The sequence below is a fragment of the Pseudaquabacterium pictum genome (assembly GCF_005403045.1).
In the GTDB taxonomy this organism is placed as follows: Bacteria; Pseudomonadota; Gammaproteobacteria; order Burkholderiales; family Burkholderiaceae_C; genus Pseudaquabacterium; species Pseudaquabacterium pictum.
The window spans coordinates 386919-413345 of sequence record NZ_BJCL01000001.1 but is presented as its reverse complement, the minus strand read 5'-3'; the positions used below and the strand labels follow the sequence as shown (position 1 = coordinate 413345).

Annotated in this window: 22 protein-coding genes; 5 read left to right on the top strand and 17 right to left on the bottom strand. The window is 69.4% G+C overall.

The features are described from left to right. Positions 1 to 49: 49 nt before the first annotated feature. Positions 50 to 1435 (top strand): MATE family efflux transporter, encoded by a 1386-nt coding sequence (locus FFT10_RS01760; RefSeq protein ID WP_228026909.1) that lies wholly within the window; start codon positions 50 to 52, stop codon positions 1433 to 1435. Here the strand turns inward: FFT10_RS01760 and FFT10_RS01755 are convergent. The 12 genes from FFT10_RS01755 to aptA all read right to left on the bottom strand — a co-directional run bounded on the left by FFT10_RS01755 (position 1378) and on the right by aptA (position 15729). After that, on the bottom strand, positions 1378 to 2361 hold the full coding sequence (locus FFT10_RS01755) for a DMT family transporter (protein WP_137731040.1): 984 nt from the start codon (positions 2359 to 2361) through the stop codon (positions 1378 to 1380). The genes FFT10_RS01760 and FFT10_RS01755 overlap by 58 nt on opposite strands. Before the next feature lie 24 nt (positions 2362 to 2385). Then, on the bottom strand, positions 2386 to 3750 hold the full coding sequence (locus tag FFT10_RS01750; protein ID WP_137731039.1) for a type III glutamate--ammonia ligase: 1365 nt from the start codon (positions 3748 to 3750) through the stop codon (positions 2386 to 2388). A gap of 57 nt (positions 3751 to 3807) precedes the next feature. Further along, complete coding sequence (locus tag FFT10_RS01745) at positions 3808 to 5181, bottom strand: DUF3138 family protein (RefSeq protein ID WP_137731038.1); 1374 nt, start codon at positions 5179 to 5181, stop codon at positions 3808 to 3810. Between the two features lie 31 nt (positions 5182 to 5212). Further along, entirely contained in the window at positions 5213 to 6052 is an 840-nt protein-coding gene (locus tag FFT10_RS01740) for an ABC transporter permease (RefSeq protein WP_137731037.1), read from the bottom strand. Further along, positions 6049 to 6984: an ABC transporter permease gene (locus tag FFT10_RS01735; protein WP_228026908.1), complete on the bottom strand. Its 936-nt coding sequence runs from the start codon at positions 6982 to 6984 to the stop codon at positions 6049 to 6051. Before FFT10_RS01735 ends, FFT10_RS01740 begins: the two co-directional genes overlap by 4 nt. Before the next feature lie 8 nt (positions 6985 to 6992). Beyond that, complete coding sequence (locus tag FFT10_RS01730) at positions 6993 to 8099, bottom strand: ABC transporter ATP-binding protein (RefSeq protein ID WP_137731036.1); 1107 nt, start codon at positions 8097 to 8099, stop codon at positions 6993 to 6995. Positions 8100 to 8105: 6 nt separating this feature from the next. Beyond that, positions 8106 to 9227 carry a polyamine ABC transporter substrate-binding protein gene (locus FFT10_RS01725; RefSeq protein WP_137731035.1) on the bottom strand — a complete coding sequence of 374 codons (1122 nt, stop codon included), beginning with the start codon at positions 9225 to 9227 and terminating at the stop codon, positions 8106 to 8108. A gap of 112 nt (positions 9228 to 9339) precedes the next feature. Then, positions 9340 to 10728, bottom strand: a complete 1389-nt coding sequence (locus FFT10_RS01720; protein ID WP_137731034.1) for an aspartate aminotransferase family protein — start codon at positions 10726 to 10728, stop codon at positions 9340 to 9342. A 10-nt stretch (positions 10729 to 10738) separates the two neighbouring features. Next, a complete protein-coding gene (locus tag FFT10_RS01715; RefSeq protein WP_137731033.1) occupies positions 10739 to 12103 on the bottom strand; it encodes a glutamine synthetase family protein in 1365 nt (454 codons plus the stop codon). A gap of 91 nt (positions 12104 to 12194) precedes the next feature. Next, complete coding sequence (locus FFT10_RS01710; protein ID WP_137731032.1) at positions 12195 to 12977, bottom strand: gamma-glutamyl-gamma-aminobutyrate hydrolase family protein; 783 nt, start codon at positions 12975 to 12977, stop codon at positions 12195 to 12197. After that, positions 12974 to 14275, bottom strand: coding sequence for an NAD(P)/FAD-dependent oxidoreductase (locus FFT10_RS01705; RefSeq protein ID WP_137731031.1), 1302 nt, complete (start codon positions 14273 to 14275; stop codon positions 12974 to 12976). Before FFT10_RS01705 ends, FFT10_RS01710 begins: the two co-directional genes overlap by 4 nt. Before the next feature lie 59 nt (positions 14276 to 14334). Continuing rightward, positions 14335 to 15729: an omega-aminotransferase AptA gene (aptA, locus tag FFT10_RS01700; RefSeq protein ID WP_137731030.1), complete on the bottom strand. Its 1395-nt coding sequence runs from the start codon at positions 15727 to 15729 to the stop codon at positions 14335 to 14337. A 159-nt stretch (positions 15730 to 15888) separates the two neighbouring features. Here aptA and FFT10_RS01695 point away from each other — a divergent pair, with 159 nt between their 5' ends. Together FFT10_RS01695 and aceA are read left to right on the top strand one after the other, a co-directional pair. Continuing rightward, the gene (locus FFT10_RS01695) at positions 15889 to 16368 is read left to right on the top strand and encodes an Lrp/AsnC family transcriptional regulator (RefSeq protein WP_137731029.1); all 480 of its coding nucleotides are present in this window, start codon (positions 15889 to 15891) and stop codon (positions 16366 to 16368) included. Positions 16369 to 16658: 290 nt separating this feature from the next. Continuing rightward, positions 16659 to 17957 (top strand): isocitrate lyase, encoded by a 1299-nt coding sequence (gene aceA, locus FFT10_RS01690; RefSeq protein ID WP_137731028.1) that lies wholly within the window; start codon positions 16659 to 16661, stop codon positions 17955 to 17957. 128 nt (positions 17958 to 18085) lie between these two features. Here aceA and FFT10_RS01685 read toward each other — a convergent pair whose 3' ends face one another. From FFT10_RS01685 to FFT10_RS01670, 4 genes are read right to left on the bottom strand one after another with little or no spacing between them, the layout of a single operon-like run. Beyond that, on the bottom strand, positions 18086 to 20011 hold the full coding sequence (locus tag FFT10_RS01685) for a GGDEF domain-containing protein (protein WP_137731027.1): 1926 nt from the start codon (positions 20009 to 20011) through the stop codon (positions 18086 to 18088). 48 nt (positions 20012 to 20059) lie between these two features. Next, a complete protein-coding gene (locus FFT10_RS01680; protein ID WP_137731026.1) occupies positions 20060 to 20980 on the bottom strand; it encodes a hypothetical protein in 921 nt (306 codons plus the stop codon). A gap of 11 nt (positions 20981 to 20991) precedes the next feature. Further along, on the bottom strand, positions 20992 to 21867 hold the full coding sequence (locus FFT10_RS01675; RefSeq protein ID WP_137731025.1) for an ABC transporter ATP-binding protein: 876 nt from the start codon (positions 21865 to 21867) through the stop codon (positions 20992 to 20994). 1 nt (position 21868) lies between these two features. Continuing rightward, on the bottom strand, positions 21869 to 22216 hold the full coding sequence (locus tag FFT10_RS01670) for a GntR family transcriptional regulator (RefSeq protein WP_137731024.1): 348 nt from the start codon (positions 22214 to 22216) through the stop codon (positions 21869 to 21871). On the opposite strand from FFT10_RS01670, the gene trkA reads away from it, so the two are divergent. Continuing rightward, on the top strand, positions 22202 to 23770 hold the full coding sequence (trkA, locus tag FFT10_RS01665; protein ID WP_265575317.1) for a Trk system potassium transporter TrkA: 1569 nt from the start codon (positions 22202 to 22204) through the stop codon (positions 23768 to 23770). The genes FFT10_RS01670 and trkA overlap by 15 nt on opposite strands. Before the next feature lie 10 nt (positions 23771 to 23780). Continuing rightward, a complete protein-coding gene (locus FFT10_RS01660; protein ID WP_137731022.1) occupies positions 23781 to 25235 on the top strand; it encodes a TrkH family potassium uptake protein in 1455 nt (484 codons plus the stop codon). Here FFT10_RS01660 and gbd read toward each other — a convergent pair whose 3' ends face one another. Further along, positions 25236 to 26396, bottom strand: coding sequence for a 4-hydroxybutyrate dehydrogenase (gene gbd / locus FFT10_RS01655; protein ID WP_137731021.1), 1161 nt, complete (start codon positions 26394 to 26396; stop codon positions 25236 to 25238). Positions 26397 to 26427 lie beyond the last annotated feature (31 nt).

The following is a 26427-nucleotide window of genomic DNA, read 5'->3' as shown; positions in this document are numbered from 1 at the left end:
GTAGGTGCAATGATTGCATGTGCAGTCGATTGATCCGCAGGATACCACCGTGACCGCTGCCGCCCTGAACCCGAACCCTGCCGCGCCCGCCGCGCGCCCGCCCGATCCGCTGCTGAGCGCGCCACTGCTGCCCACGCTGCTGCGGTTTGCGCTGCCCAACATGCTGGCGATGGTGGCCACGGCACTGGCGGCCATCGCCGAGACGGCCTATGTGGGCAGCTTCGGCGTGGCCTCGCTGGCCGGCATGGCGCTGGTGTTTCCGCTGGTGATGCTGCAGAACATGCTGTCGGCCGGCGCCATGGGCGGCGGCGTGTCGTCGGCCGTGAGCCGGGCCTTCGGCGCCGGTGACCCGGCACGCGCCAGCGCGCTGGCGGTGCATGCGATGTGGATCGGCGTGGCCGCCGGCAGCGTCTACATGGTGCTGATGCTGGTCTTCGGCCCGGCGCTGTTTGCCGCGCTGGGCGGGCAGGGCGAGGCGCTGTCCCAGGCGGTGGCCTATGCCAATGTGGCCTTCCTCGGCTCGGTGTTCATCTGGCTGGTCAACACCTTCTCGTCGGTGATCCGCGGCTCGGGCAACATGAAGGTGCCGTCGGCCACGCTGCTGATCGTGGCGGTGGCGCAGGTGCTGATCGGCGGCGCCCTGGGCCTGGGCTGGGGCCCGCTGCCGCGGCTGGGCATGGCGGGCGTGGCCGCGGGCCAGGTGGTGGCCAACTTCCTGGGCGCGGCCTTCCTGCTGTCCTACCTGGCCAGCGGCCGGGCCAAGGTGCAGCTGCGGGTGCGCAGCACGCCGCTGCAGTGGCCGCTGGCGCGCGACATCCTGCGGGTGGGCGCGGTGGCCTGCCTCTCACCGCTGCAGACGGTGCTGACCATCCTGATCCTCACCCGCCTGGTGGCCCACTTCGGCACCAATGCGCTGGCCGGCTACGGCATCGGCACGCGGCTGGAATTCCTGCTGGTGCCGATCGCGTTTGCCATCGGCGTGGCCTCGGTGCCGCTGGTGGGCATGGCGATCGGCGCCGGCAAGGTGGCGCGCGCCCGCCGTGCCGCCTGGACAGCCGCGCTGCTGGCCACCGGCCTGCTGGGCGTGCTGGGCCTGGTGCTGGCGGTGGCGCCGCAGCTGTGGACCCAGCACTTCACCACCGACCCCGAGGTGCTGGCCGCCGCCGCGCTGTACTTCCACTGGGCCGGGCCCTGCTACGGCCTGTTCGGCCTGGGGCTCAGCCTTTATTTTTCGTCGCTGGGCGCCGGCAAGGCGTTCGGCCCGGTGATGGCCGGCACCGTGCGCCTGGTGCTGGTGGCCGTGGGCGGCGCCGCGCTGGCCTGGGCGCAGACGCCGCCGTGGACCATCTATGCACTGGTGGCCTTCGCGATGGCGGCCTATGGCTTGTCCACCGTGCTGGCGGTGCGCATGACCTCCTGGGGCGTCGAGCGCTGATCGGCCCTGGCTGGCCAGGTGGCCAGCAGCAGCCCGGCCAGCGCCATCACCAGCGCCACCAGGTGGCCTGTGCCGAAGGGCTCGCCGAGAAAGACCACGCCCACCGCGGCGGCGGTGATCGGCAGCATCACGGTGAACACGCCGGCCTGCGGCGCCGGCACCTGGGCCAGGCCGCGCATCCACAGCCACACCGTGGCCATGCTGGCGGCCAGCGCATAGAACACCAGCAGCACCCAGGTGTCCGCGCGCAGGCTGCCGAAGTCGAACTGCAGCGCCTGCCACAGGCCCAGCGGCGTGACCAGGGCCAGGCCCCACAGGTTGATCAGCGCGCTGATGCGCCGGGGTGACACCCGGCCTGTCAGGCGCTTGCCGATGACCACGTAGGACGCCTCGCAGAACACCGCGGCCAGCAGCAGCGCATGGCCCAGCAGCGCGCCGCCGGGCAGCGCCGGCGCGGCCGATGGCGCAGCCTGCGGGCTGCCCGCCGGCGCACGCGCCAGTGCCAGCACCGCGATGCCCACCGCCGCGCAGGCGATGGCCAGCTGGGTGCGGCGGTTGATGCGCTCGCCCAGCCACCAGCGGCTGAGCAGGGCCACCGCCGCCGGGATGGCGGCCATCACCACGCCGGCCGACACCGCCGAGGTGAGCAGCACGCCGTAGAGCATGCACACCGAGAACAGGAAGTTGCCGAGAAAGCTCTCCCAGAACAGCAGCCGGCGATCCTGCGCTGACAGGGGCAGCTCACCCGGCCGGCGGCGCACCCAGTGCGCCATGGCCACCGCCGCGATGCCGAAGCGCAGCCAGGCCAGCAGGAACACCGGCAGCACCGCCACCAGCAGACGCGACGCGCCCACATAGCTGCCCACCAGCGCCATGCTGGCGGCCAGGCAGGCATAGGCCAGCAGCGGCGGTCGGGCGGTCGTCATCCGGCCGCATGCCGGCCGCGGCCGTCAGAACATCGTGGCATAACGGTCCAGCTCCCAGTCGCTGACATGGCGGGCGTGCTGCACATGCTCGTCGCGCTTGAGGGCGATGAACTGCGCCGTCAGCGTCTCGCCCAGGGCGCCGCACAGCACCGGGTCGGCCGCCAGTGCGTCCAGCGCCTCGCCCAGGTGCTGGGGCAGCAGGGCGATGCCGCGCTCGCGCACCTGGTCCAGGCGCAGCGCGAACAGGTCGTCGTCCACCGCGGCGGGCAGCTCCAGCTGGCGGGCGATGCCGTCCAGGCCGGCGGCAATCAGTCCGGCGCTGGCGAGGTAGGGGTTGGCGCTGGCATCGGGCAGCCGCCATTCGATGCGGCCGTGCAGGGTGCGCACCAGGGCGGTGCGGTTGTTCGGCCCCTGGGCGATGTAGGCCGGCGCCCAGGTGGTGCCCGACAGCGAGGTGCCCACGGTCAGCCGCTTGTAGCTGTTGACCGTGGGCGCCGCCAGCGCGCACAGGCCAGCGGAATGCGCCAGCACACCGGCGGCGAACTGCCGGCCCAGCGGCGACAGCAGGCCGCGGCTGTCGACGGCACCATCCGGGTGGTGCGGCACGCACAGATTGCGTGCATTGCCATGGCGGTCGTGCACCGGCCCGTTCCACAGCGACACATGGAAGTGCATGCCGCTGCCCGGCTGGTTGGCGAAGGGCTTGGGCATCATCGAGAACACCATGCCCTGCGCCTCGGCCAGCGCATGCGCGGCCATCTTGAAGAGCATCAGGTGGTCGGCGCTGGCCAGCACCTCGTCGTGGCCGAAGTTGACCTCGTACTGGCCCCGGGCGTCCTCATGGTCGATCTGCAGCACATCCAGCCCGCAGCCTTCCAGCGCCTGCTGCAGACCCTGCAGGAAGCCGCGTTGGCGCGGCAGGCTCTTCAGGTCGTAGCTGGGTTTGTCGAGGCGGTCGGCGTCGTCCGCGGGCAGCCAGCGGCCGTTGCTCTGGCGCAGCAGGAAGAACTCGGGCTCGACGCCGGTGCGCAGGTGCCAGCCCTGGGCCGCCAGCCGCGCCACCTGGCGGCGCAGCACCTGGCGCGGGCAGGCGTCGAACGGTTCACCGGCGACGAAGCCGTCACACACCACGCGGGCATAACCGGGCAGCCAGGGCAGGGCGGTGGCGGTGCTGGCGGCGCCCCGGCCCCAATACTCGCTGCGCGGCCCGCAGCGCGGCAGGCCGCTGCCGGCGATCGACGGACCGGAGAAGCCGACGCCGTCGGTCAGCAGGTCGTCCAGGTGGGCCAGCGGCACAAACTTGCCGCGGGCCACGCCATGCAGGTCGGTGAACTGCGCGATCAGGGTGTGCACGCCCTGGGCGGCGAGGCGTTCACGCAGGTCTTTCATCGGGCGCTCCAGTGCGGTGCCGGGTGGGCCACCCGGCACGTGTCCGGGCGCTGCGGTTCAGAAGGCGACGACCACCGAGGTGCCGAACACCGCATTGGTCTTGCGGTAGCTGCCGGTCTTCACGTCCAGGAACACCGGCAGGTCGGCGCGGTCGAAGCGGGCCTCGGCCTTGAAGGTGGTGCTGAGGTTGTAGCGGTAACTGGCGCCCAGCGACAGGGCCATGCGGTTGGCGCCACGCTCCGGGTCGCCGGCCTGGTCGGGGCCGATGCCGTTGCGGTCGTCGGCGAAGGTGTAGCCCAGCAGGCCGCCGCCGTTCTTGCGGTTGTTCAGGTAGTCCAGCCGCACGATGCCTTCGAGCCGCGGGTCGAACTTGTAGGCCACCAGGCCCGACGCACCCCACCAGCGGGCATCGCGCATCTCGCCGGTCACCGGGTCGGCGGTGATGGCGGCGTGCTTCTGCTGGCCGTAGCTCAGCTGGCCCTGCACCGTCCAGTCGCCGCGGACAAAGTAGCCATCGACCTCGAACAGGTCGAGGCGGGTGTCGGCGGTCTTGTACGGGTCCAGCGTGAACGGGTTGACGTCGTCGGAGCGGAAGTTGGCGCCCTTGCCGTGCAGGCCGGCGAAGCCGAAGCCCTGGAATTCGCCGCGCGAGTAGTCGACGCGGTAGACGAAGGCCGGGGCGCGCTCGCCAGCATTGCGGTTGCTGGTGTTCACGTTGGCCACCATCCAGCGGCTCCACCACTTGCCGCGCACGTACTCCATGCCGACGCCGGTGTACAGCGTGGGCAGGGTGAAGTCGTAGAGCAGGTTGTGGGTGATCAGCTTGTTCAGCGTGCTCTGCTGGTATTCATAGCCCGACCAGTCGGGAATCTGGCCGGCGATGATGCGGGTCTGCAGGTCACCCAGCGGCACCGAGACCGACGCCTCCTGCACGATGGAGCCGTCGCCGATGACGCTGCCGGTGCCACGGTTGGGCACCAGGGTCAGACGCCACTTGATGCCGCCTTCCATCTCCTTCTGGAAATCGAGGGTGACGCCGCCGAAGTAGCTGTTGTCGTAGTTGTAGCCGCCCAGCGACACCGGGTTCAGGAACTGGAAGCCGGCGCGGTTCTGGCGCTGGTTGTACAGCCACACCGGGTCCATGAAGCCGCTGATCTTCAGCATCTTCAGGCCCTGCGATTCGATCGCGTCCTCGGTGGCCTCGGCCTTCAGCGTGGCGCGGTTGAGTTCCCTGGCCTGGTCGGGCGTCATGCCCCACTGGCCGGCGGCCGGCGGCAGCTTGGCCTCCTGGGCCTTGAGCTTGCCTTCCAGCTCGGCGACCTTGTCCTTCAGCGCCTGCAGCTCCTTCAGGATGTCGGCATTGCTCTGGGCCTGGACCGGGAAGGCCGCAGCCAGGGCCAGGGCCAGGGCGGTCGTGGGAAACAGCTTCATCGAGGGGCTCCTCAGGCGGTTGTTGTCGAGGTCAGGCATGGCCGGCAGCGGCCAGTTCCCGGGCGCGCCGTCGTTCGGCGCGGGCAATCATGTAGCTGGCCAGCACCACGCCGATGGCCACCACCAGCACGATCAATGTGGCCACGGCATTGACGCTGGGATCCAGCCCCAGCCGGGCGCGCGAGAAGATCACCAGCGGCATGGTGGTGGCCCCCGGGCCGGACAGGAAGGCCGACAGCACCACGTCGTCGAGCGAGATGGTGAAGGTCAGCAGCCAGGCCGAGGCCAGGCTCTGGGCGATCATCGGCAGCGTGACCAGGGTGAACACCTGCCAGGGCCTGGCGCCCAGGTCCATGGCCGCCTCGGACAGCTGCGGGTTCAGGTCCTGCAGCCGGGCCTGGATCACCACGGTGGCATAGGCCATGCCCAGCAGCAGGTGGCCCAGCCAGATGGTGAGCAGGCCGCGCTCGGGGAAACCGATCGCGCGCTGGATGGACACCAGCATCAGCAGCAGCGACAGGCCGACCACCACCTCGGGCATCACCAGCGGCGCGCTGACCATGCCCGAGAACGCGGTGCGGCCAGTGAAGCGCCGGTACTTGACCAGGGTGAAGGCCGCCAGCGTGCCCAGCACCACCGAGCCGCAGGCGGTGAAGAACGCAATGCGCAGGCTCAGCCACAGGCCGGCCAGCATCTCGCGGTCGTTCGGCAGGTTGGCGTACCACTTCAGCGTGAAGCCGCGCCACACGTTCGGCAGCGGCGAGTCGTTGAACGAGAAGACGATCAGCGCCAGGATCGGCAGGTACAGGAAGGCATAGCCCAGGCTGAGCCAGCCGCGGGCGAACAGCTTGTTGAAGGCCGCCGTGTTCATCGTCCGGCCTCCTGCGCCTCGGCCTGGTACTTGTTGAACAGGGCCAGCGGCACGATGATCAGCAGCACCATCACCACCGCCACCGCGCTGGCCATCGGCCAGTCGTTGTTGCTGAAGAACTCGTCCCAGACCACGCGGCCGATCATCAGCGTCTCGGGCCCGCCCAGCAGCTCGGGGATGACGAACTCGCCGACGCAGGGGATGAACACCAGCATGCTGCCGGCGATGATGCCGGCCTTGGACAGCGGCACCGTCACCTTCCAGAACGCCACCCAGGGCGTGGCGCCCAGGTCGGCGGCGGCTTCGAGCAGGCGCAGATCCAGCTTGGCCAGGTTGCCGAACAGCGGCAGGATCATGAAAGGCAGGTAGGTGTAGGTCATGCCCAGCACCAGCGAGAACGGCGTGTTCATCAGCTTGCCCGGCGCGCTGATCACCCCGGCGGCCAGCAGCAGCTGGTCCAGCCCCAGGCCGACGATGGCGTCATGCGCCCAGCCATGCTCGCTGAGCAGGCCCTTCCAGGCATAGACGCGCAGCAGGAAGCTGGTCCAGAACGGCAGCATCACCAGCAGCAGCAGCAGGGGCTGGCGCTCGGGCTTGGCGCGCGCCATGAAGTAGGCGAACGGGTAGCCGATCAACAGGCACAGCACCGTGGTGGCCGCGGCGTACTGCAGGCTGGCGATGTACGTCTTGACGTACAGCGCATCCTGGGTGATGAAGAGATAGTTGCCCAGCTTGAGCTGCAGCTGCAGCAGGCCGTCCTGGTAGGTGATCAGGTCCTTGAAGACCACGTTCTCCATTTCGGAGACGCTGATCTTGGCCAGGATCAGGAACGGCAGCAGGAAGAACAGCAGCAGCCAGCCATAGGGGATGCCGATCACGGCCGAACGGCCGCTGAACAGCCGGCGGAACCAGGGCATGGAGGTGCTGGCCATGGCGCGGTTTACTGTGTCAGCACCACATGGGCCGAGCGCGACCAGTGCGCCCACACCGCGTCGCCCCAGGTCAGCTCGTCGTCCTTGTGGCGGGCGGTGTTGGCCTGGCTGATCTTGAGCCGTGCGCCGCTGGCCAGCTCGACGTGGTAGACGGTGAAGCTGCCGAAATACGACAGCTCCTTGATGGTGCCGTGGGCGGTGTTGAAGTCGTCGGCCGGCTTGTGGCGCGAGACGTGGATCTTCTCGGGCCGCAGCGCCACGGTGACCGCCATGCCCTGGGTGCCGGTGATGCCGTGGCCGACATAGTGCTTGCAGTCGGGGCTGCCGATCACCACATGGTCGACCTCGTCGACCTCCACCGTGCCGGGCATCAGGTTCACGTTGCCGATGAAGTCGGCCACGAACTTGGTGGCTGGCGTCTCGTAGATGTCGGCCGGCGCGCCCACTTGCAGGAAGCGGCCCTCGCTCATGATGGCGATGCGGCTGGCCATGGTCATGGCCTCTTCCTGGTCGTGCGTCACCATCACGCAGGTGACGCCCACCTGCTCGATGATGTTGACCAGCTCGATCTGGGTTTCCTCGCGCAGCTTCTTGTCGAGCGCGCCCAGCGGCTCGTCCAGCAGCAGCATCTGCGGCTGCTTGGCCAGGCTGCGGGCCAGCGCCACCCGCTGCTGCTGGCCGCCCGACAGCTGGTGCGGCTTGCGCTGGGCGAACTTGCCCAGCTGCACCAGCTTGAGCATGGCCTCCACCCGCTGGGCGATCTGGTCTTTCGGCAGACCCTCACGCTGCAGGCCGAAGGCGATGTTCTGCCACACGGTGAGGTGCGGGAAGAGCGCGTAGCTCTGGAACATCATGTTGATCGGCCGCTCGTAGGGCGGCAGGCCGGCCATGTCCTGGCCGTTGAGCACGATGCGGCCGCTGGTCGGCGACTCGAAGCCGGCCAGCATGCGCAGCAGCGTGGTCTTGCCGCAGCCCGACGAGCCCAGCAGCGCGAAGATCTCGCCCTTGGCGATGTCCAGGCTGACGTGGTTGACGGCCTTGTAGCCGCCGAAATCCTTGACCACGTCCTGGATGGACAGGTAGGCGGCATCGCCGCGCGCTGGACTGCCTGCCATGGTGGTTTACAACCCCGTCTTGAAGGCGGTGTAGGTGCGCGTCATCAGGCGGCGCAGGTCGTTGTTCAGCGCATCCGGCGCCTTCATCTTGGCCAGGTTCTCGGGGCTCAGGAAGACCGACGGGTTGCTGGCCACCTCGGGCTTGACGAACTTCTTCGACTCCAGGTTCGGGTTGGCGTAGAACACCTTGTTCGTCAACGCGGCATGCACCTCGGGGCGCAGCAGGTAGTTGATGAACTTGTGGGCATTGCCCGGCCGGGCGGCGTCCACCGGAATCACCATCACGTCGAAGAACAGCAGGCCACCGGTGCTGGGGATCTGGGCCTCGATCTTCTGGCCGGTCTTGCCGTCGATGGCGCGCTGGCGGGCGATGTTGATGTCGCCCGACCAGCCCAGCGCCACGCAGATGCTGCCGTTGGCCATGTCATTGATGTAGCCCGAGCTGCTGAACAGCGTGACATGCGGCCGGATGCTCTTGAGCAGCGCCGCCGCGGCGGTGTAGTCGGCCGGCACCTTGCTGAACGAGGGCTTGCCCAGGTAGTGCAGCGCGGCGGGGATGACCTCGGTGGCCGAATCCAGGAACGAGACGCCGCAGCCCTTGAGCTTGCTGATGTACTCGGGGTTGAAGACCAGGTCCCACACATTGGCCGGCATCGGCGTGCTGCCCAGCGCCGCCTTCACCTTGTCGACATTGATGCCCACCGTGGTGAACCCCCACAGCCAGTTCACCATGTGCTCGTTGCCCGGGTCCATGCGGGCCAGCTGCGCCTGCACCGCGGGATCCAGGTACTTCAGGTTCGGGATCTTGCTCTTGTCGATCTTGGCCAGCAGACCGCCGTCGATCTGCAGCTTGGCCCAGTTCGACGAGGGCACCACGATGTCGTAGCCGGTCTTGCCGGCCACCAGCTTGGCGTGGACGATCTCGTTGTTGTCGAAGTTGTCGTACCGGACCTTGATGCCGGTTTCCTTCTCGAAGTTCTTCAGCGTGTCTTCGGCGATGTAGTCGGACCAGTTGTAGATGTTGAGGACTTTCTCCTCCTCCTGGGCCTGCGCCGCCCCCAGCGGCAGCAGAGCCGCCAGCGCCAGCGCACCGAGCGTGGCCATCGAGAGCCGGGACTTCCGAGTCATGAAGCAACCTCCGAGGGATGTGGGAAATGCAAGGGTGGCAGAAATGGGGGGAGTCTAGGCAGGCTGCCGGCTGCGGCTCATCAGGGGATGCCCAGGTTGGTGCATGCGCGCGTCACAGCCAGCCGTGGCGCCGTACGTCGGCCAGCGTCAGATCCAGGCAGCGGCGGATCAGGGCCGCCATCTCGTCGATCTGGGCGCGGGTGATGACCAGCGGCGGCGCGATGATCATGCGGTTGCCCACGGCCCGCATGATCAGCCCGTTGGCAAAGCAGTGGCCGCGGCAGACCATGCCGATGCCCACGGCGGCGTCGAACGGCTTGAGCGTGGCTTTGTCCTGGACCAACAGCAATGCTCCCATCAGGCCGCAGGTTTCGGCAGCACCCACCAGCGGATGCTCGCCCAGCAGCGCAAAGGCTTCAGCAAGATACGGGCCCACGTCGTCATGCACATGGCCCACCAGGTTCTGGTCCTGGATGATCTTGATGTTGGCCAGCGCCACTGCACAGGCCACCGGGTGGCCCGAGTAGGTGTAGCCGTGCTCGAACTCGCCGCCCTGCTCGATCAGCACCTTGGCCACGCGGTCGCCGACCATCACGCCGCCCAGCGGGATGTAGCCGCTGGTCACGCCCTTGGCGAAGGTCATCAGGTCGGGCCGGAAACCCATGGTCTCGCAGCCGAACCAGTGCCCGGTGCGGCCGAAGCCGCAGATCACCTCGTCCGACACCAGCAGGATGCCGTGCCGGTCGCAGATGCGCTGGATCTCGGGCCAGTAGGTGGCCGGCGGGATGATCACGCCGCCCGCACCCTGCACCGGCTCGCCGATGAAGGCGGCGACCTTGTCGGCACCGATGGCCAGGATCTTGGCCTCCAGCCAGCCGGCGGCGCGGATGCCGAAGGCGTCCATGGTCTCGCCGGGCAGCTTGTGCTCCACCCAATAGGGTTGGTCGATGTGGGTGATGTTGGGGATCGGCAGGCCGCCCTGGGCATGCATGCCGCTCATGCCGCCCAGCGAGGCGCCGGCCATGGTGCTGCCGTGGTAGGCGTTGTGGCGGCTGATGATCACCTGCCTGGCCGGCTGGCCCAGCACGTCCCAGTAGCGCCGCACCATGCGCACCACGGTGTCGTTGCCTTCGGAGCCCGAGCCGGAGAAGAACACATGCTGGAACTGCGGCGGCGTCACCTCGGCCAGCTTCTCGGCCAGGGCGATGGCCGGCGGCGTGGCCGTCTGGAAGAAGGCGTTGTAGAACGGCAGCTGCTGCATCTGCGTGGCCGCCGCGTCCACCAGCGCCCGCTGGCCGTAGCCGACGTTCACGCACCACAGGCCGCTCATCGCGTCCAGGATGCGGTGGCCGTCGGAATCGCGCAGGTAGATGTTGTCGGCCTCGGTGATGATGCGCGCGCCCTTGCGGGCCAGGCCCTGGAAGTCGGTGAAGGGGTGCAGGAAGTGGGCCGAGTCGGCCGCCTGCCAATCTTGGGTGGTGCGCTGTGTGGTGCCGGTCATGGTGGTTCCTTCAAACGTGCAGGAGCAGGTGCTCGCGTTCCCAGGGCGAGATCACTTTCATGAACTCGGCGTACTCGATCTCCTTGACCTCGCTGTAGACGGTGACGAAGCTGGCGCCCAGCACCTGTTGCAGGTCCTTCTCGTGGCGCAGCAGTTCCAGCGCCTCGCCCAGGCTGCGCGGCAGCTGGAAGTCACCCAGGTAGGCATCGCCCTTGCACTCGGGCGTGGGCTCGATCTGCTGCTCGATGCCGATGTAGCCGCAGGCCAGGGTGGCGGCCAGGGCCACGTAGGGGTTGGCGTCGGCGCCGATCACCCGGTTCTCGATGCGCCGGGCCTGCGGGCTGGCCAGCGGGCTGCGGATGCCCACGGTGCGGTTGTCGGTGCCCCACTGGATGTTGATCGGTGCGGCATTGCTGCGCACCAGCCGGCGGTAGCTGTTGACATAGGGCGCGAACAGCGCCATGGCCGCCGGGATGTACTTCTGCAGCCCGCCGATGAACCAGTAGAACTCCTTGCTGGCCGTGCCGTCGGGGTTGCTGAAGATGTTCCTGCCGTCCTTGTCGACCACGCTCTGGTGCACGTGCATGGCGCTGCCGGGCTCGCCGGCGATCGGCTTGGCCATGAAGGTGGCGTACATGTCGTGGCGCAGCGCGGCTTCGCGCACGGTGCGCTTGAACATGAACACTTCGTCGGCCAGCCCCAGCGGGTGGGCATGGAAGAAGTTGATCTCCATCTGCCCGGCGCCCACCTCGTGGATCAAGGTGTCGACGTTCAGGCCCATGGTCTCGCAGTAGGCGTAGACATCCTCGAACAGCGGGTCGAACTCGTTGACGGCGTCGATGCTGTAGGCCTGGCGGCTGGTCTCGGCCCGGCCGCTGCGGCCGATCGGCGGCTTCAGCGGCATGTCGGGGTCGGTGTTGCGGGCCACCAGGTAGAACTCCAGTTCCGGCGCCACCACCGGGTTCCAGCCCTTGGCGGCGTACAGGTCGCACACCCGGCGCAGCACGCTGCGCGGGGCGAAGGGCACGAGCTGGCCGTCCTTGTCGTAGCAGTCGTGGATGACCTGCGCGGTGGGGTCGATCGCCCAGGGCACGATGCGCGCCGTGGTCGGGTCGGGCCGCAGGTGCATGTCCATGTCGGTGGGGCTGATGACGTCGTAGTACGGCCCCTCCTCGGGGAACTCGCCGGTCACGCCCATCGCCACCACCGCCTGCGGCAGGCGCATGCCGCGGTCCTCGGTGAATTTCAATCGGGGCAGGATCTTGCCGCGGGCCACGCCGGTCAGGTCGGGCACCAGGCACTCGATCTCGGTCACGCGCTGCTCGTTGAGCCAGTTTTCGAGGTCGCTGAAGCTGAAGTTTTCTCGGTTCACCATGGAACACCTTGGGTCGGGTTGCGGGGTCGGGTGCCGGCGCTTGTGGCGCGGCACCGGGGGCGGCGCGGGTGGGCGCCGTGGCAGATCGACACTACGGAATCGGGTTGCGGTGCGGCGTCTGCCGCTGCGCCCGCCAGGCGCGTGCCGCATCGCCGAAGGCGCTCAGCAACTGCATCGACACCGGGTTGCCGGCCGCCCGCCATTCGGGGTGCCACTGCAGGCAGAGGTTGAAGCCGGGCGCCGTCTCCACCGAAAAGGCCTCGACGATGCCGTCCGGCGCCACCGCCTCCACCCGCAGCCCAGGTGCCAGGCGGTTGACCGCCTGGCCGTGCAGCGAATTCACCTGGAAGCTGTCGCGGTCGACGATCTGCGCCAGCCGGCCGCCCGGCAGCACCTGCACCGGGTGGGTGTCGGCGTACTGCACATCGGCTGGCTGACCGCCGGGCGCGCGGTGGTCCTGGAACGGGCCGACCTCCTGCACCGCCTGGTGCAGCGATCCGCCCAGCGCCACATTCGTCTCCTGCGTGCCCCGGCAGATGGCGAACAGCGGCAGGCCGATGGCCAGCGCCTGGCGGATCAGCGGCAGGGTCCAGGCGTCGCGCGCCGGGTCCAGCGGCAGGCTGGGGTCGTGCACCTCCTCGCCGAAGTGGCTGGGGTGCACATTCGATGGCGAGCCGGTCAGCAGCACGCCGTCGGCCAGTGCCAGCAGGCCGGGAATCTCGTCCGCCTCGGCCGTGGGCACAATCAGCGGCGTGCAGCCGGCCAGGCGCACCGCATCCACATACTTCTGGCCGGCGATGTGGAACGGATGGTCGCCCAGTGGGCGGTTGCAGGCGGGCACCAGCACCAGGGGCTTGGGCAGGAGGGCGGTCATGCGAGAGCGTCTTTCAGTCGGTACCAGGCCATGCCCAGCACGAGGGCCGGCATGCGCAGCAGCCGGCCGCCGGGGAAGGGCCGGTGGCGCAGGCGGGCAAAGGTGTCGAAACGGGTGGCATCGCCGGCCATGGCCTCGGCCACCACCCGGCCGGCCAGGCCGGTCAGCGCCAGGCCGTGGCCGGAGAAGCCTTGCAAGTAGTAGACCTGCGGGCAATTGGGCAGGCGGCCGAAATCCGGCGCGCGGTTCATCGAGATGTCGACGAAGCCGCCCCAGGCATGGGTGACCGGCGTGCCGGCCAGCGCCGGGAAGGTGCCGACCATGCGCTGGCGCATGGATTCGGCCAGGTTCATCGGCGTGGCGGTGCTGTAGCTGACGCGGCCGCCGTAGACCATGCGGTGGTCGGCGCTGAAGCGGAAGTAGTCGAGCACGAAGTTGTTGTCGCACACCGCTGCGCCGCAGGGGATCAGCGTCTGCGCCAGCGCCGGGTCCACCGGCGCGCTGGCCACGATGTAGGTACCCACCGGCATGATGCGCGGCTCCAGCGCCGCCGCGATGCCCTGCAGGTAGACATTGCCGGCCAGCAGCACCTGGCGGGCGGTGACGCGGCCGTTGGCGGTGTGCAGCACCGGCCGGTCGCCCGGGGTCAGGGCGGTGACGGCCGTGCCTTCGTGGATGGTCACGCCCAGCCCGGCGGCAGCCCGGGCCAGGCCCAGCGTGTACTTCAGCGGATGCAGGTGGCCCGAGCGCGGGTCGTGCACCGCCGCTCGGTAGCGCGGGCTGTCGATCCACTGCGGCAGGTCGGACTGGGCGATGCGCCGCAGCGGGTAGCTGTAGGCCGTCTCGAGATGGTCGGCGCCAGCCAGCAGGTCACGCGCCTTGCCGGCGCTGGTGGCCACGCCCAGGTAGCCGTCGCGCCAGTCGCAGTCGATCTGGAAGCGGGCGCAGCGCTGGCGGATCACCTCCAGCGCCTCGATCGACATGGCGAAGACGCGGCGCGCTTCGTCCAGGCCGAGCTGCCGTTCGATCTCGTCCTGGTCACAGGCCAGGCCGTGGATGGCTTGGCCGCCGTTGCGGCCGCTGGCGCCGAAGCCGACCTCGCGCGCTTCCAGCACCCGCACCGAGAAGCCGCGGTCGGCCAGCTCGATGGCAGCAGACAGCCCCGCCAGCCCGCCGCCGACGATGGCCACATCGCAGTCTGCATCGCCCTGCAGCGCCGGATGCCGTGCCGCCCGCACCGCCGTGTCGGCGTAGTACGAGTGGCGCGTGAGTTCACGATCGACGCTGAGGAAATGCATACGGTGCGCGCTAGGCAGTGTCCTTGTGACGGTTGGCGGGTGCAGGCGGTCGGGTCAGATCAGGCGGCGTGCCGGCGGATCGCGCCGCGCACGGTGTCGATGATCTGGTCGATGTGGCTGCGCTCGATGATCAGCGGCGGGCTCAGGGCCAGCGTGTCGCCGGTGGTGCGGATCAGCACACCCTTCTCGTAGCAGTCCAGGAAGATGTCGAAGGCGCGCTTGGCCGGGCTGCCGGCGATGGGCGACAACTCGATGCCCGCCACCAGGCCGATGTTGCGGATGTCGATCACGTTCGGCTCGCCGCGCAGGCCGTGCACCGCCTGGGCGAAGTAGGCCGACAGCTCGCCGGCGCGGGTCAGCAGGCCTTCATCGGCGTAGGTTTCCAGTGTGCCCAGTGCCGCGGCGCAGGCCAGCGGGTGGCTGGAGTAGGTGTAGCCGTGGAAGAACTCGATCAGGTGCTCGGGCCCGTTCATGAAGGCATCGTGGATGTGCTGCTTGACGGCCACGCCGCCCATCGGCACCGCGCCGTTGCTCAGGCCCTTGGCCATCACGATGATGTCCGGCGTGACGCCGAAGGTCTGGGCGCCGAACGGGTTGCCGGTGCGGCCCCAGCCGGTGATCACCTCGTCGAAGATCAGCAGGATGCCGTGCTTGTCGCAGATCTCGCGCAGGCGGTTCAGGTAGCCCTTGGGCGGCACCAGCACGCCGGTGGAGCCGGCCACCGGCTCGACGATCACCGCGGCGATGGTCGACGCGTCATGCAGGGCCACCAGGCGCTCCAGGTCGTCCGCCAGTTCCGCACCATGCTCGGGCTGGCCCATGCTGAAGGCGTTGCGCTTCGGGTCATGGGTGTGGACGATGTGGTCGACACCGGACACCATGGCGCCGAACTGCTTGCGGTTGGCGACCATGCCGCCCACCGAGATGCCGCCGAAGTTGACGCCGTGGTAACCACGCTCGCGGCCGATCAGCCGGGTGCGGGTGCCTTCGCCGCGCACCTTGTGGTAGGCCAGCGCCATCTTCAGCGCGGTCTCGACCGACTCGGAACCCGAGTTGGTGAAGAACACCTTGTTCAGCCCGGCGGGCGTGAGCTTGGCCACTTTGTCGGCCAGCTCGAAGGCCTTGGGGTGGGCCATCTGGAACGGCGGCGCGTAGTCCATCTCGGCCGCTTGCTGCTGGATGGCCTGCACGATCTTCGGCCGGTTGTGGCCGGCGTTCACGCACCACAGTCCGGCCACGGCGTCGAGCACCTGGCGGCCTTCGTCGGTCCAGTAGTGCATGCCCTGGGCCTTGACGAACAGCCGCGGGTTCTTCTTGAACTGGCGGTTGGCGGTGAAGGGCATCCAGTAGGCATCCAGCGCGGCGCCACGCGGGCCCTGGACGAACTGCGCCAGCGGGTTGGCGGCGGCGTTGTGTTGGGTGTCGTCCGGTGCTTCGAGGTCGGTGGTGCTCATCGTCGGGCTCCTGGCTGGGGTGTGGGCGGCGGGCGTGCGCGACGCCGCGCAACATCATGCAGTCTAGACAGGCTCATGCGCAATGTGCATGCGCAATGCAGGTCCGCCAACGCAGGTCGCCGCATATAATTGCGCCAATCAACCCATGAACTGCAGAAAATGCGATCCACTGCCAGCAAGCCGCAACTCGATGCGATCGACCGCCAGATTCTCGACGCCCTGCAGCACGATGGCCGGCTGTCGAATGTGCAACTGGCCGAACGGGTGCATCTGTCGCCCTCGGCCTGCCTGCGGCGGGTGAAGCAGCTGGAGGAGAGCGGGGTGATCGGCCAGTACGTGGCCCTGCTCAATCCCAAGGCGCTGGGCCAGCACGGCACCTGTTTCTCGATCATCAACCTGCAGACCATGAGCGACGGCGTGCTCAAGGGCTTCGAACAGGCGGTGCGCGACGAGCCGGAGGTCCTGGACTGCTTCTATGTGGCCGGCAGCAACGACTACCTGATCCGCTTCAGCTACCGCGATGCCGAGGACCTGGAGCGCTTCCACACCCAGGTGCTGATGCGCCTGCCTGGCGTCGAGCGCAGCAATTCGATGCTGGTGCTGCGCACGGTGAAGAAGACCACCGCCTTGCCGGTGTAGCGGCGAGTCTGTCGGCCAGCGCCGGCCGTGTCGGCACATCATCTTTCACATCGGGAAATCCCGCTTTCATGATGTGAAATCAAGCCATGCTGCGCCGCAGCAGAACTTTCCATCATCAAGAATTGCGTTCCGCATCATGGAAAACGGCGTGTAAGTCGTTGATTTCAATGGAACAACAATTTAGTCTTCTATAAGACATAAGTCTTGGCAGCTGGCCGCACCGCCGTTACGCTAGAGCCATCGGTTCAGCCGGTTCCCTTGTTTCCAACTTGTCACTCCCAGGAGCTTCCATGACCAATCTCACCCGCGAACAACAGATTGCCGCCCTCGAAAAGGATTGGGCCGAGAACCCCCGCTGGAAGGGCATCAAGCGCGGCTACAGCGCCGCCGACGTGGTGCGCCTGCGCGGCAGCCTGCCCATCGAGCACACCCTGGCCAAGCGCGGTGCCGAGAAGCTGTGGAACCTGATCAACACCGAGCCCTTCGTCAACAGCCTCGGCGCGCTCACCGGCAACCAGGCCATGCAGCAGGTCAAGGCCGGCCTGAAGGCCATCTACCTGAGCGGCTGGCAAGTGGCCGGTGACGCCAACAGCAATGGCGAGATGTACCCCGACCAGTCGCTGTACTCGGTGGACTCGGTGCCCAAGGTCGTGCGCAAGATCAACGCCACCTTCAAGCGCGCCGACGAGATCCAGTGGAGCGAAGGCAAGAACGACATCGACTTCTTCGCGCCCATCGTGGCCGATGCGGAAGCCGGCTTCGGCGGCGTGCTGAACGCCTTCGAGCTGATGAAGGCCATGATCGAAGCCGGCGCTGCCGGCGTGCACTTCGAGGACCAGCTGGCCGCCGCCAAGAAGTGCGGCCACATGGGCGGCAAGGTGCTGGTCAGCACCCGTGACGCGGTGAGCAAGCTGGTGGCCGCCCGCCTGGCCGCCGACGTGATGGGCACGCCCACCATCCTGCTGGCCCGCACCGATGCCGAAGCTGCCGATCTGGTGACCAGCGACGTCGACGACAACGACAAGCCGTTCTTCACCGGCGAGCGCACCGTCGAAGGCTTCTACCGCAGCAAGAACGGCATCGAGCAGGCGATCAGCCGCGGTCTGGCCTATGCCGAGTACGCCGACCTGATCTGGTGCGAGACCGGCACGCCGGACCTGGCCTTCGCCAAGAAGTTCGCCGACGCCATCCACGCCAAGTTCCCGGGCAAGCTGCTGGCCTACAACTGCTCGCCCAGCTTCAACTGGAAGAAGAACCTGGACGACGCCACCATCGCCAAGTTCCAGCGCGAGCTGGGCGCGATGGGCTACAAGTTCCAGTTCATCACCCTGGCCGGCTTCCACAGCCTGAACTACGGCATGTTCGACCTGGCCTACGGCTACGCCCGCAACAACATGACGGCCTTCGTCGAGCTGCAGCAGAAGGAATTCGCCGCCGCCGAGCGTGGCTTCACCGCGGTGAAGCACCAGCGCGAGGTGGGCACCGGCTACTTCGACGCGGTGACCACCACGATCGAAGCCAATGCCTCGACCGCCGCGCTGAAGGGCTCGACCGAGGACGAGCAGTTCTTCGACCAGAAACACGGTTGATCGACGGCTGATCCGCCAACAACCTGCCGGCCGGGGCACCCGCCCCGGCATGGGGTGGGGAGACAAGCACTGCGGCGTTGCCCCCTCCGGGCAACGCCGTTTTGCTTGATGGGTCGACGTCCGGTCCGTCAGCTGCGCAGGCAGTCGCGGCCGTCGGCCTTGGCCTGGTAGAGCTGGCGGTCGGCCTCGGCCACCAGCGCGTCCAGGCTGGGTGTGTCGGCCCGCATCTCGGCGCCGCCCATCGAGAAGCTGCAGCCGTGCGGGCCGGTCACGCCCACGGCCGGCGTGGCCGCAAACTGAGCCCGCAGCCGTTCGAACACCGCCGGCAGCTCGGCGACCGAGGTGCCGGGCATCACCAGCAGCCATTCCTCGCCACCCCAGCGGCCCAGGCGGTCCTGGCCGCGCAGCACGCTGCGGGCGGCGGCCACCAGGGCGCGCAGCACCGCGTCGCCGCCGGCATGACCGAGGCTGTCGTTGACCTGCTTGAAGTGGTCGAGATCGATCATCGCCACCGACAGCGGCACGCCCAGCTTGCGCGCCTGGCCGAACTGCGCCTGGGCATAGGCCGTCACAGCACGGCGGTTGGGCTGGCCGGTGAGCTCGTCGCGCAGGGCCAGGTCGGCCAGCTGGCGGCGTTGCGCGAAGGCCCGCCATCCCCAGGCCAGCACCGCCGCCAGGCCCAGACCCAGCGTGCCGATGGCCGCCCACAGCGCCCGCTGGCGGGCGCTCTGCGCTTCCAGTGCCAGCTGGGCCGTCTCGCTGCGGTGGCGCAGGGCGGCGTTCTCGGCCTCGCGCTGGGCGGTGGCATAGCGGGCCTGCAGGCGGTTGACCTGCACATCGGTGGCCTGTCGACGGCCGGCCTCCAGCAGGGCATCGCTGCGCTGCACCTCGGCCCAGGCCTGGGCAAAGCGCCCCTGCGAGGCATAGGCCTCGGCCATCGCCCGCACCAGCCGGGCACGTTCCTGGGCGGGCAGGGTGTCGGTGTCCCAGCGGCGGGCGCGGTCGATGGCGGCCAGCGCCTCCGGCCGCTTCAGGCGCGCCAGGGCCTGCAGCTCGGCGCGTGCCACCGTGGGCAGGCGGTAGCCGCCATCGGTGTCGGCCAGCAGGCGGCGGGATTCGGCCAGCAGCGGCAGGGCCAACGCCGGCTGGTCGCGCTGCAGGTGCAGCTGGGCCATCTCGGTGCTGGCCGCGGCCACGCCGGCGCTGTCGCCGATGTCGCGCGACAGGCTTTGTGCTTCGCGCAGGCGCGCGAGCGCAGCGTCCCAGCGCTGTCCCTGGCCCAGGGTGATGCCGTGGTCCCAGGCGATGATGCTGCGCAGCTGCCGTGCCGGCCGGTTGCCCAGCACCTGCTCGGCACGCTGGAACAAGGTGTCGGCCTCGCCCAGGTTGCTGCCGCGGCCCTTGCGCACCAGCTGGCCCAGCGACAGGATGCCGCCGGCCTCGCGTTCGACCGAACCGGTGGCACGGCCGCAGCGTTCCACCGCCTCGGCGGCCAGCCAGGCTTCGTCCAGGCTCTGGATGTCCAGCAGCAGGGCCAGCTCCAGCTCGGTGAATTCGCAGCGCAGATGCGGATCGGTCTGCGCTGCCACCCGCGGCTGCAGTGCGCGCAGGCGGGCCTGTGCATCGGCCGGGGTTGCCAGGGTCCAGCCGACCTGCAGCTGCGCCAGTTCCAGCCACAGCCGCTGGCTGGCGCTGGCGCTGGTGTCGGCGCGCAGCGCCTCGGCGGCCTGCTGGGTGGTGGCCACGGCGTCGGCGCTCTGTTCCAGCTGGTTCTGCGTGCGTGCCAGGGCCAGCAGGGTCCAGAAGCGGTCGGACGCAGCTTGGGTGGCTTGCAGGCGCGCCTGCAGGTCGGCCATGGTGGTGCGCGGGTCGTCCTGCATCGCAGCGTCGACCTCGGCCTGCCAGGCCGGGCGGTCGGCGGCGCGGGCGTTGCCGACCCAGGGCGTCAGCAGGCCCGAGGCCGCCAGCGCCAGCACGGCGCGCGCCAGCAGCCGGCCGCCCCTGGCGGCCAGTTGGTCACCGGGCCGGTCGCGCATGCGCGCAGCGTGCTGCATGCCTGTGTTTTCGGCCGCGGCCGGCCGATCCTGAGGCTGCGCCAGCGGTCAGACTGCGCGCTGGCGCCGCAGCACCAGCAGGGCGAAGCCCAGCACACCGCCGGCCAGGGCCAGCCCGAAGGCCGGTGTCGCGGCACCGGCCAGCACACGGCCGGTGTCCTGCAGCAGCGCCATCGGCAGGCCGGCGACGGCATCGGCCAGGCCGCTCTGCGCCAACCGGTTCGGCCCGTCGAACAGATCGGGCGCCACCAGCGCGTACAGCGCCTCGGTGCCGATGCGGCGGAACGCGGGCCCGACCAGCGGCACCGGCAGGCGCGCATCCAGCCAGTACACCCCCAGCAGGCTGGCGGCCGACACCACCGGCACCGCCCAGCGCTTGAGCCAGGCGGATGCCGCCATGGTCAGCAGCAGCAACGGCGACAGCCACAGCACGCCCAGCAGCAGGCCCAGCACCAGGCGCAGCGCGCCCAGGCCATAGCTGGGCAGCAGCAGGCCCCAGGGCAGCTGCAGCCAGGCCAGGGGGCCGTGGTGCAGCACCACCGTCACCAGCACCACCAGTTGGGCACCCACCAGGCCCGCCAACAGCGCGGCCGCCGGCAGCAGCAGCAGGTGCATCAGCACGGTGGCGCCCACGCCCTGCACATGGCTGACCGGCAGCGAGCGCCAGAACTCGATCGACCGGTCCTGCTGGTCGCGCCGGGCCAGCCCGGGCAGCTGGGCCAGCAGCGTCAGCGCCACCAGCAGCCCGGCCAGGGCCAGCGTGGCCACGGTCCAGACCAGCGCCTGCAGCACCAGCGGCAGCGTCTGCAGTTCGCCGGCGTCGACCGAGCCGATCTGCACCGCCTCGCGGTCGAGCAGGCCCAGGCCCAGCATCACCAGGCTGGGCAGGGCCATCAGCACCAGCCAGCCGGTGCGGTGCTGCATCCATTCACGCAGCAGCAGGGTGCGGAAGCGGGTGAATCGGTCCATGGCGGCGGTGCTCACTGGGGTTGACTGGGGTTGATCTCGGGACGGCGGGTCAGCGCCACGAACAGGTCGACCAGGCTGGGCCGCAGCCGCTGGCCCAGCGCCGCCACCTCGGGCGGCGGCGCGCCGTCGAACAGTGCGGCGTTGCCGCCCTGCACCCGGTAGCGCAGCAGCGGGTGGGCGGCGGCCATGGTGTCGGCCACCGCCGGGTCATGGCCCAGGGCGACGAAGCGGCGGTCGATGTCCTCCAGACTCAGCGACAGCACCAGCTTGCCCTCGTTGAGCATCAGCACGTCCGACAGCAGGGTCTCGATCTCCTCGACCTGGTGGGTGGAGATCAGCACGCTGCGCTGGCCGTCGCACCACTCGTCGATCAGCATCTCGTAGAAGGCCTTGCGTGACAGCACATCCAGCCCCAACGTGGGCTCGTCCAGGATCATCAGCTTCGCGTCGATGGCCGCCACCAGGGCCAGGTGCACCTGCACCACCATGCCCTTGCTGAGGTTCTTCACCGTGTCGCCCAGGCCCACGCTGGTGCGGCGCAGCAGGGTGCGCGCCCGCTCGGCCGAGAACCTCGGGTGCAGGCCGGCCATCAGCGTGACCAGCTGCGACACCTTGGCCCAGCGCGGCAGGATGGCCACGTCGGGGATGTAGGCCAGGTCGTCGAGCAGGGCCACGCGGTCGCGGTAGGGGTCGCGGCCCAGCACCTGCAGCCGGCCTTCGGCGGCATGCAGGCCCACCAGGGCCTTCATCAGCGAGGTCTTGCCGGCGCCGTTGTGGCCCAGCAGGCCCACCACCCGGCCGGGCTGCACGGTGAAGGCGAGGTCGTCCAGGGCCTGCTTGCGGCCGTAGTGCAGTGTCAGGCCTTGGGCCTCGATCAGCGCAGTCATGTCAGGGGTTCCAGTCGAGGTCGTGGGGGGTGATGCCCAGGCGTTGCAGCCGGGCGCGCAGCGCCGGCCATTCGCTGGCCAGGAAGCGCTCGCGCGCGGCCTCGCGCAGCCGCTCGCGGGCACCCGGCCGCACGTACAGGCCCAGGCCGCGGCGGTTCTCCAGCAGGCCGTCCTCGTCCAGCGCCTGCAGCGCGCGGCTGACGGTCAGCGGGTTCAGCAGGTAGCGGCTGGCCAGCGCGCGCACCGAGGGCATGGGCTCGCCCTCGGTGAGTTCGCCGTCCAGCAGGCGGGCGGCCAGCTGGTCGGCGAGTTGCTGGTAGATGGGCAGTTGCTGGTGCCAGGGCTGCATGCAGGCATCCGGTGTGTTGCTGATGTAGCACACCATATCGCCTGCACGCTCCGATGCCCAAGCGGCGTGCGACGGGCTGCGCCAGCGGCCGACCAGTTGCACCTGTTCGTATCATGCGCGCCCATGAACATCATCATCCTGGGCGCCGGCCGCGTGGGCGAGAGCGTGGCCGAGAGCCTGGTGAGCGAGAAGAACGACATCACCGTCATCGACACCAGCCCCGAGCGCCTGCGCGGCCTGCAGGAGCGGCTGGATCTGCGGGGTGTGGCCGGCAACGGCATCCAGCCCTCGGTGCTGGAGGCCGCCGGCGCCCGCGATGCCGACATGCTGATCGCCTGCGCATCGGCCGACGAGACCAACCTGGTGGCCTGCAAGGTGGCACACAGCCAGTTCGGGATCCCCACCCGCATCGCCCGGCTGCGCTCGGCCGAGCTGCAGCAGGGCAGCCCGCTGCTGGCGGTGGAAGGCTTTGCAGTGGACGCGGTGCTGTGCCCGGAGGAATCGGTCACCGCCACCATCCGCAAGCTGATCGAATACCCGGAAGCGCTGCAGGTGCTGGAGTTCGCCGGCGGTGCCGTCAGCATGCTGGCGGTGCGGGTGGTGGGGGGCGGGCCGATGGTGCGCCACGTGATCTCCGAGCTGCCGCAGCTGGTGCCTGACGTGGCGATGCGCTTCGTCGCCATCTACCGCCAGGACGCCCATGGCAACGACCAGCGGGTGGTGTGTGACGGCAACACCCGCATCGAGCCGGGTGACGAGGTCTTCGTGCTGGCCGCCACCGCCGACATCCGCCGCGTGCTGGACACCTTGCGGCTGCGCGATGCGCCGGTGCGGCGGGTGATGATCGCCGGCGGCGGCCGCGTGGGCCTGCGGCTGGCGCGGCACATCCAGGGCCAGTACCGCATCAAGCTGATCGAGCCGAACCGCGAGCGCTGCGAGTACCTGAGCACCCAACTGGGCAGCGAGGTGCTGGTGCTGTGCGGCGACGCCACCGACGAAGACCTGCTGGAGCAGGAGCAGGTGCAGGACACCGACCTGTTCATCGCCGTGACCAACGACGACGAAGACAACATCATGTCCTGCCTGCTGGCCAAGCGCATGGGCGCGGGCCGGGTGGTGGCGCTGATCAACCGCCGCGCCTATGCCGAGCTGGTGCAGGGCACCCAGATCGACGTGGCGCTGAGCCCGGCGCAGACGGTGATCGGCGAGCTGCTGGCCCATGTGCGCCGCGGCGACGTGGAGGCCGTCTACAGCCTGCGCCGCGGCGCCGCCGAGGCGCTGGAGGCCGTGGCCCGCGGCGACCGCAAGACCAGCAAGGTGGTGGGTCGGCGCATCGACCAGATTCCGCTGCCGCCGGGGGCGGAGATCGGCGCCATCGTGCGCGGCACCGAGGCCGCCGGACCGGACGGCCAGCCGCAGCCGCCGCAGGTGATCATTCCCCACCACGACACGGTGATCGCGCGCGACGACCATGTGATCGTCTTCGTGCCGCGCAAGCGCCAGGTGCGCGAGGTGGAGAAGCTGTTCCAGGTCGGCGCCACCTTCTTGTTCTGAGGCCGCCGCGATGCATTCCCCGCTGGCTGTCGTCGCCCTGGTGGGCCGCATGGTGGTGCTGTTCGCTGCCATGCTGCTGGTGCCGCTGGTCTTTGCACTGGTGCAGCGCGACAGCGGCGTGCAGCCGTTTGCCAGCGCCACCATCATCACCCTGGCCGCCGGCCTGGGCCTGAGCCTGGTGACCCGCCGCTACCGCCGCGAGCTGCAGCCGCGCGACGGCTTCGTGCTGGTGGGCCTGACCTGGACGCTGCTGCCGGCCTTCGCCGCGCTGCCGCTGTGGCTGGCCATCCCCGGGCTCAGCGCCACCGATGCCTACTTCGAGGCCATGTCGGGCCTGACGGCCAGCGGCGGCACCGTGCTCACCGGGCTGGACAAGCTGCCGATGAGCGTGAACGTCTGGCGCTGCTTCATGGTGCTGATCGGCGGGCTGGGCATCATCGTGCTGGCGGTGGCGGTGCTGCCGCTGCTGGGCGTGGGCGCATCGCAGCTGTTCAAGGCCGAGACCGCCGGCCCGCTGAAGGACCACAAGCTGACACCGCGCATGGCCGAGACGGCACGTGGCCTGTGGACGGTGTACTTCCTGTTCTCGGGCGCCTGCTTCCTGGCCTACCGGGCCGCCGGCATGGGCTGGGCCGATGCCTTCATGCACATGTGCACCACCATGGGCCTGGGCGGCTTCTCGCCGTACGACGCCAGCATTGGCCACTTCCAGTCGCCGCTGATCGAGGCGGTGGCCATCGTCTTCATGCTGTTGGCCGGCGTCAGCTTCACGCTGTACTTTGCCGCCTGGCGGCTGCGTTCACCGGTGGTGCTGTGGCGCGACATCGAGCTGCGCGGCTTCCTGCTGGTGCTGGTTCTGGCGGTGGCGCTGGTGGCGCTGTTCCTCACCGCCCACGGCGTCTATGGCTTCGGCGAGGCGCTGCGCCATGCGGCCTTCAACGTGATCTCGGTGGCCACCACCACCGGCTATGCGTCGGTGGACTACGGCGCCTGGCCGGTGTTTGCACCGCTGCTGATGATCCTGCTGGGCTGCTTCGCCACCTGCGCCGGGTCCACCGGCGGCGGCATCAAGATGGTGCGCATGCTGCTCCTGCTGAAGCAGGCCCAGCGCGAGCTCGTGCGCATCGTGCATCCCAACGTGGTCAACCCGGTGGTGCTGGGCGGCAACGTGGTGCCGCCCAAGGTGATGCAGAACGTGATCGCCTACATGATGATCTATGGCGCCACCCTGGTCAGCCTGACCATGCTGCTGGTGTTCACCGACATGGATGTGGTGACCGCCTTCACCGCCGTGGTGGCCTGCGTCAACAACATCGGCCCCGGACTGGGCGAGGTGGGGCCGGCGGGCAACTACGGCGGGCTGACCGACTTCCAGACCTGGGTCTGCAGCTTCGGCATGCTGCTGGGCCGGCTGGAGCTCTTGGGCCTCCTCGTGCTGTTCACCCCCCAGTTCTGGAAAGACTGATCACATCGACGTGGCCAGCATCGCCCGGTAGTCGTCCCGCGTGGCGATGCGGGGGTTGGTCTTGTGGCAGTGGTCGGCCATGGCGCCGTCGATCACCCGCTCGAACAGGTCCTCGGTCACGCCCATCGCGCGCAGGCCGCTGGGCAGGCCCAGGCGGGCGTTCAGCGCACGGATGGCCTCGGCCAGCTCGGTGCCCTTGGCATCGCAGCTGCCGATGCCGATGGCATGCGCCATGCGCTGCAGGCGCTGTTCTTTCTGGATGGCTTCGGCCGGGGCGTTGAACAGCACCACCGCCGGCAGGAACATGGCGTTGAGCGTGCCGTGGTGCAGCTTGGGGTTCACGCCGCCCAGGCTGTGGCTGAGGCTGTGCACGCAGCCCAGGCCCTTCTGGAAGGCCATGGCGCCCTGCATGCTGGCGCTCATCATGGCCCAGCGGGCATCGCGGTCGCCACCGTGGGTGGTGGCGCGCTCGATGTGGGCCCAGCCGCGGGCCAGGCCGTCCAGCGCGATGCCGTCGGCCGGCGGGTTGACCGCCGGTGCCATGAAGGTCTCCAGGCAGTGGGCGATGGCGTCCATGCCGGTGGCCGCCGTCAGCCAGGCGGGCAGGCCCAGGGTCAGCTCGGGGTCGAGGATGGCGGCCTTGGGCATCAGGTGCCAGCTGTGGAAGCCCAGCTTGCGGCCGTCGTCGACGATGACGATGGCGCCGCGCGCCACCTCGCTGCCGGTGCCGGCGGTGGTGGGCACGGCGATCAGCGGCGGCACGGTGTCGGGGATCCTCGGGCTGCCGCCTTCGATGGTGGCGTAGGTCTTCAGCGCTCCATCCACCGGACCCTGGTGCGCAGCCAGGATGGCCAGGCCCTTGGCCAGGTCGATGCTGGAGCCGCCGCCCACGGCGATCAGGCCGTCGCAGCCCTGGGCCCGGTAGATGGCCAGTGCTGCGCGCACGCCGGCTTCGGTCGGGTTGCTGGGCGTCTGGTCGAACACCGCATGCGGCAGGTCGCCCAGCGCGGCCAGGGCCATGTCCAGCACGCCGGCCGCGCGCACGCCGGGGTCGGTGACGACCAGCGGCTTCTTCATGCCCACGCGCTGGCACTCTTCGGGCAGGCAGCGGCGGGCGCCGTGGTCGATCTCGATCTGGGTCAGGTACAGGATGCGGGCCATGCGGGCGTCTCCGGCGGTGTGTCTGGAAACC

What these genes read in the sequence shown, in the direction of transcription:
- FFT10_RS01755 (WP_137731040.1), bottom strand. Translation starts at nt 2,361, where the DNA reads ATGACGACCGCCCGACCGCCGCTGCTGGCCTATGCCTGCCTGGCCGCC.
- FFT10_RS01750 (WP_137731039.1), bottom strand. Translation starts at nt 3,750, where the DNA reads ATGAAAGACCTGCGTGAACGCCTCGCCGCCCAGGGCGTGCACACCCTG.
- FFT10_RS01745 (WP_137731038.1), bottom strand. Translation starts at nt 5,181, where the DNA reads ATGAAGCTGTTTCCCACGACCGCCCTGGCCCTGGCCCTGGCTGCGGCC.
- FFT10_RS01740 (WP_137731037.1), bottom strand. Translation starts at nt 6,052, where the DNA reads ATGAACACGGCGGCCTTCAACAAGCTGTTCGCCCGCGGCTGGCTCAGC.
- FFT10_RS01735 (WP_228026908.1), bottom strand. Translation starts at nt 6,984, where the DNA reads ATGGCCAGCACCTCCATGCCCTGGTTCCGCCGGCTGTTCAGCGGCCGT.
- FFT10_RS01730 (WP_137731036.1), bottom strand. Translation starts at nt 8,099, where the DNA reads ATGGCAGGCAGTCCAGCGCGCGGCGATGCCGCCTACCTGTCCATCCAG.
- FFT10_RS01725 (WP_137731035.1), bottom strand. Translation starts at nt 9,227, where the DNA reads ATGACTCGGAAGTCCCGGCTCTCGATGGCCACGCTCGGTGCGCTGGCG.
- FFT10_RS01720 (WP_137731034.1), bottom strand. Translation starts at nt 10,728, where the DNA reads ATGACCGGCACCACACAGCGCACCACCCAAGATTGGCAGGCGGCCGAC.
- FFT10_RS01715 (WP_137731033.1), bottom strand. Translation starts at nt 12,103, where the DNA reads ATGGTGAACCGAGAAAACTTCAGCTTCAGCGACCTCGAAAACTGGCTC.
- FFT10_RS01710 (WP_137731032.1), bottom strand. Translation starts at nt 12,977, where the DNA reads ATGACCGCCCTCCTGCCCAAGCCCCTGGTGCTGGTGCCCGCCTGCAAC.
- FFT10_RS01705 (WP_137731031.1), bottom strand. Translation starts at nt 14,275, where the DNA reads ATGCATTTCCTCAGCGTCGATCGTGAACTCACGCGCCACTCGTACTAC.
- aptA (WP_137731030.1), bottom strand. Translation starts at nt 15,729, where the DNA reads ATGAGCACCACCGACCTCGAAGCACCGGACGACACCCAACACAACGCC.
- FFT10_RS01695 (WP_137731029.1), top strand. Translation starts at nt 15,889, where the DNA reads ATGCGATCCACTGCCAGCAAGCCGCAACTCGATGCGATCGACCGCCAG.
- aceA (WP_137731028.1), top strand. Translation starts at nt 16,659, where the DNA reads ATGACCAATCTCACCCGCGAACAACAGATTGCCGCCCTCGAAAAGGAT.
- FFT10_RS01685 (WP_137731027.1), bottom strand. Translation starts at nt 20,011, where the DNA reads ATGCAGCACGCTGCGCGCATGCGCGACCGGCCCGGTGACCAACTGGCC.
- FFT10_RS01680 (WP_137731026.1), bottom strand. Translation starts at nt 20,980, where the DNA reads ATGGACCGATTCACCCGCTTCCGCACCCTGCTGCTGCGTGAATGGATG.
- FFT10_RS01675 (WP_137731025.1), bottom strand. Translation starts at nt 21,867, where the DNA reads ATGACTGCGCTGATCGAGGCCCAAGGCCTGACACTGCACTACGGCCGC.
- FFT10_RS01670 (WP_137731024.1), bottom strand. Translation starts at nt 22,216, where the DNA reads ATGCAGCCCTGGCACCAGCAACTGCCCATCTACCAGCAACTCGCCGAC.
- FFT10_RS01660 (WP_137731022.1), top strand. Translation starts at nt 23,781, where the DNA reads ATGCATTCCCCGCTGGCTGTCGTCGCCCTGGTGGGCCGCATGGTGGTG.
- gbd (WP_137731021.1), bottom strand. Translation starts at nt 26,396, where the DNA reads ATGGCCCGCATCCTGTACCTGACCCAGATCGAGATCGACCACGGCGCC.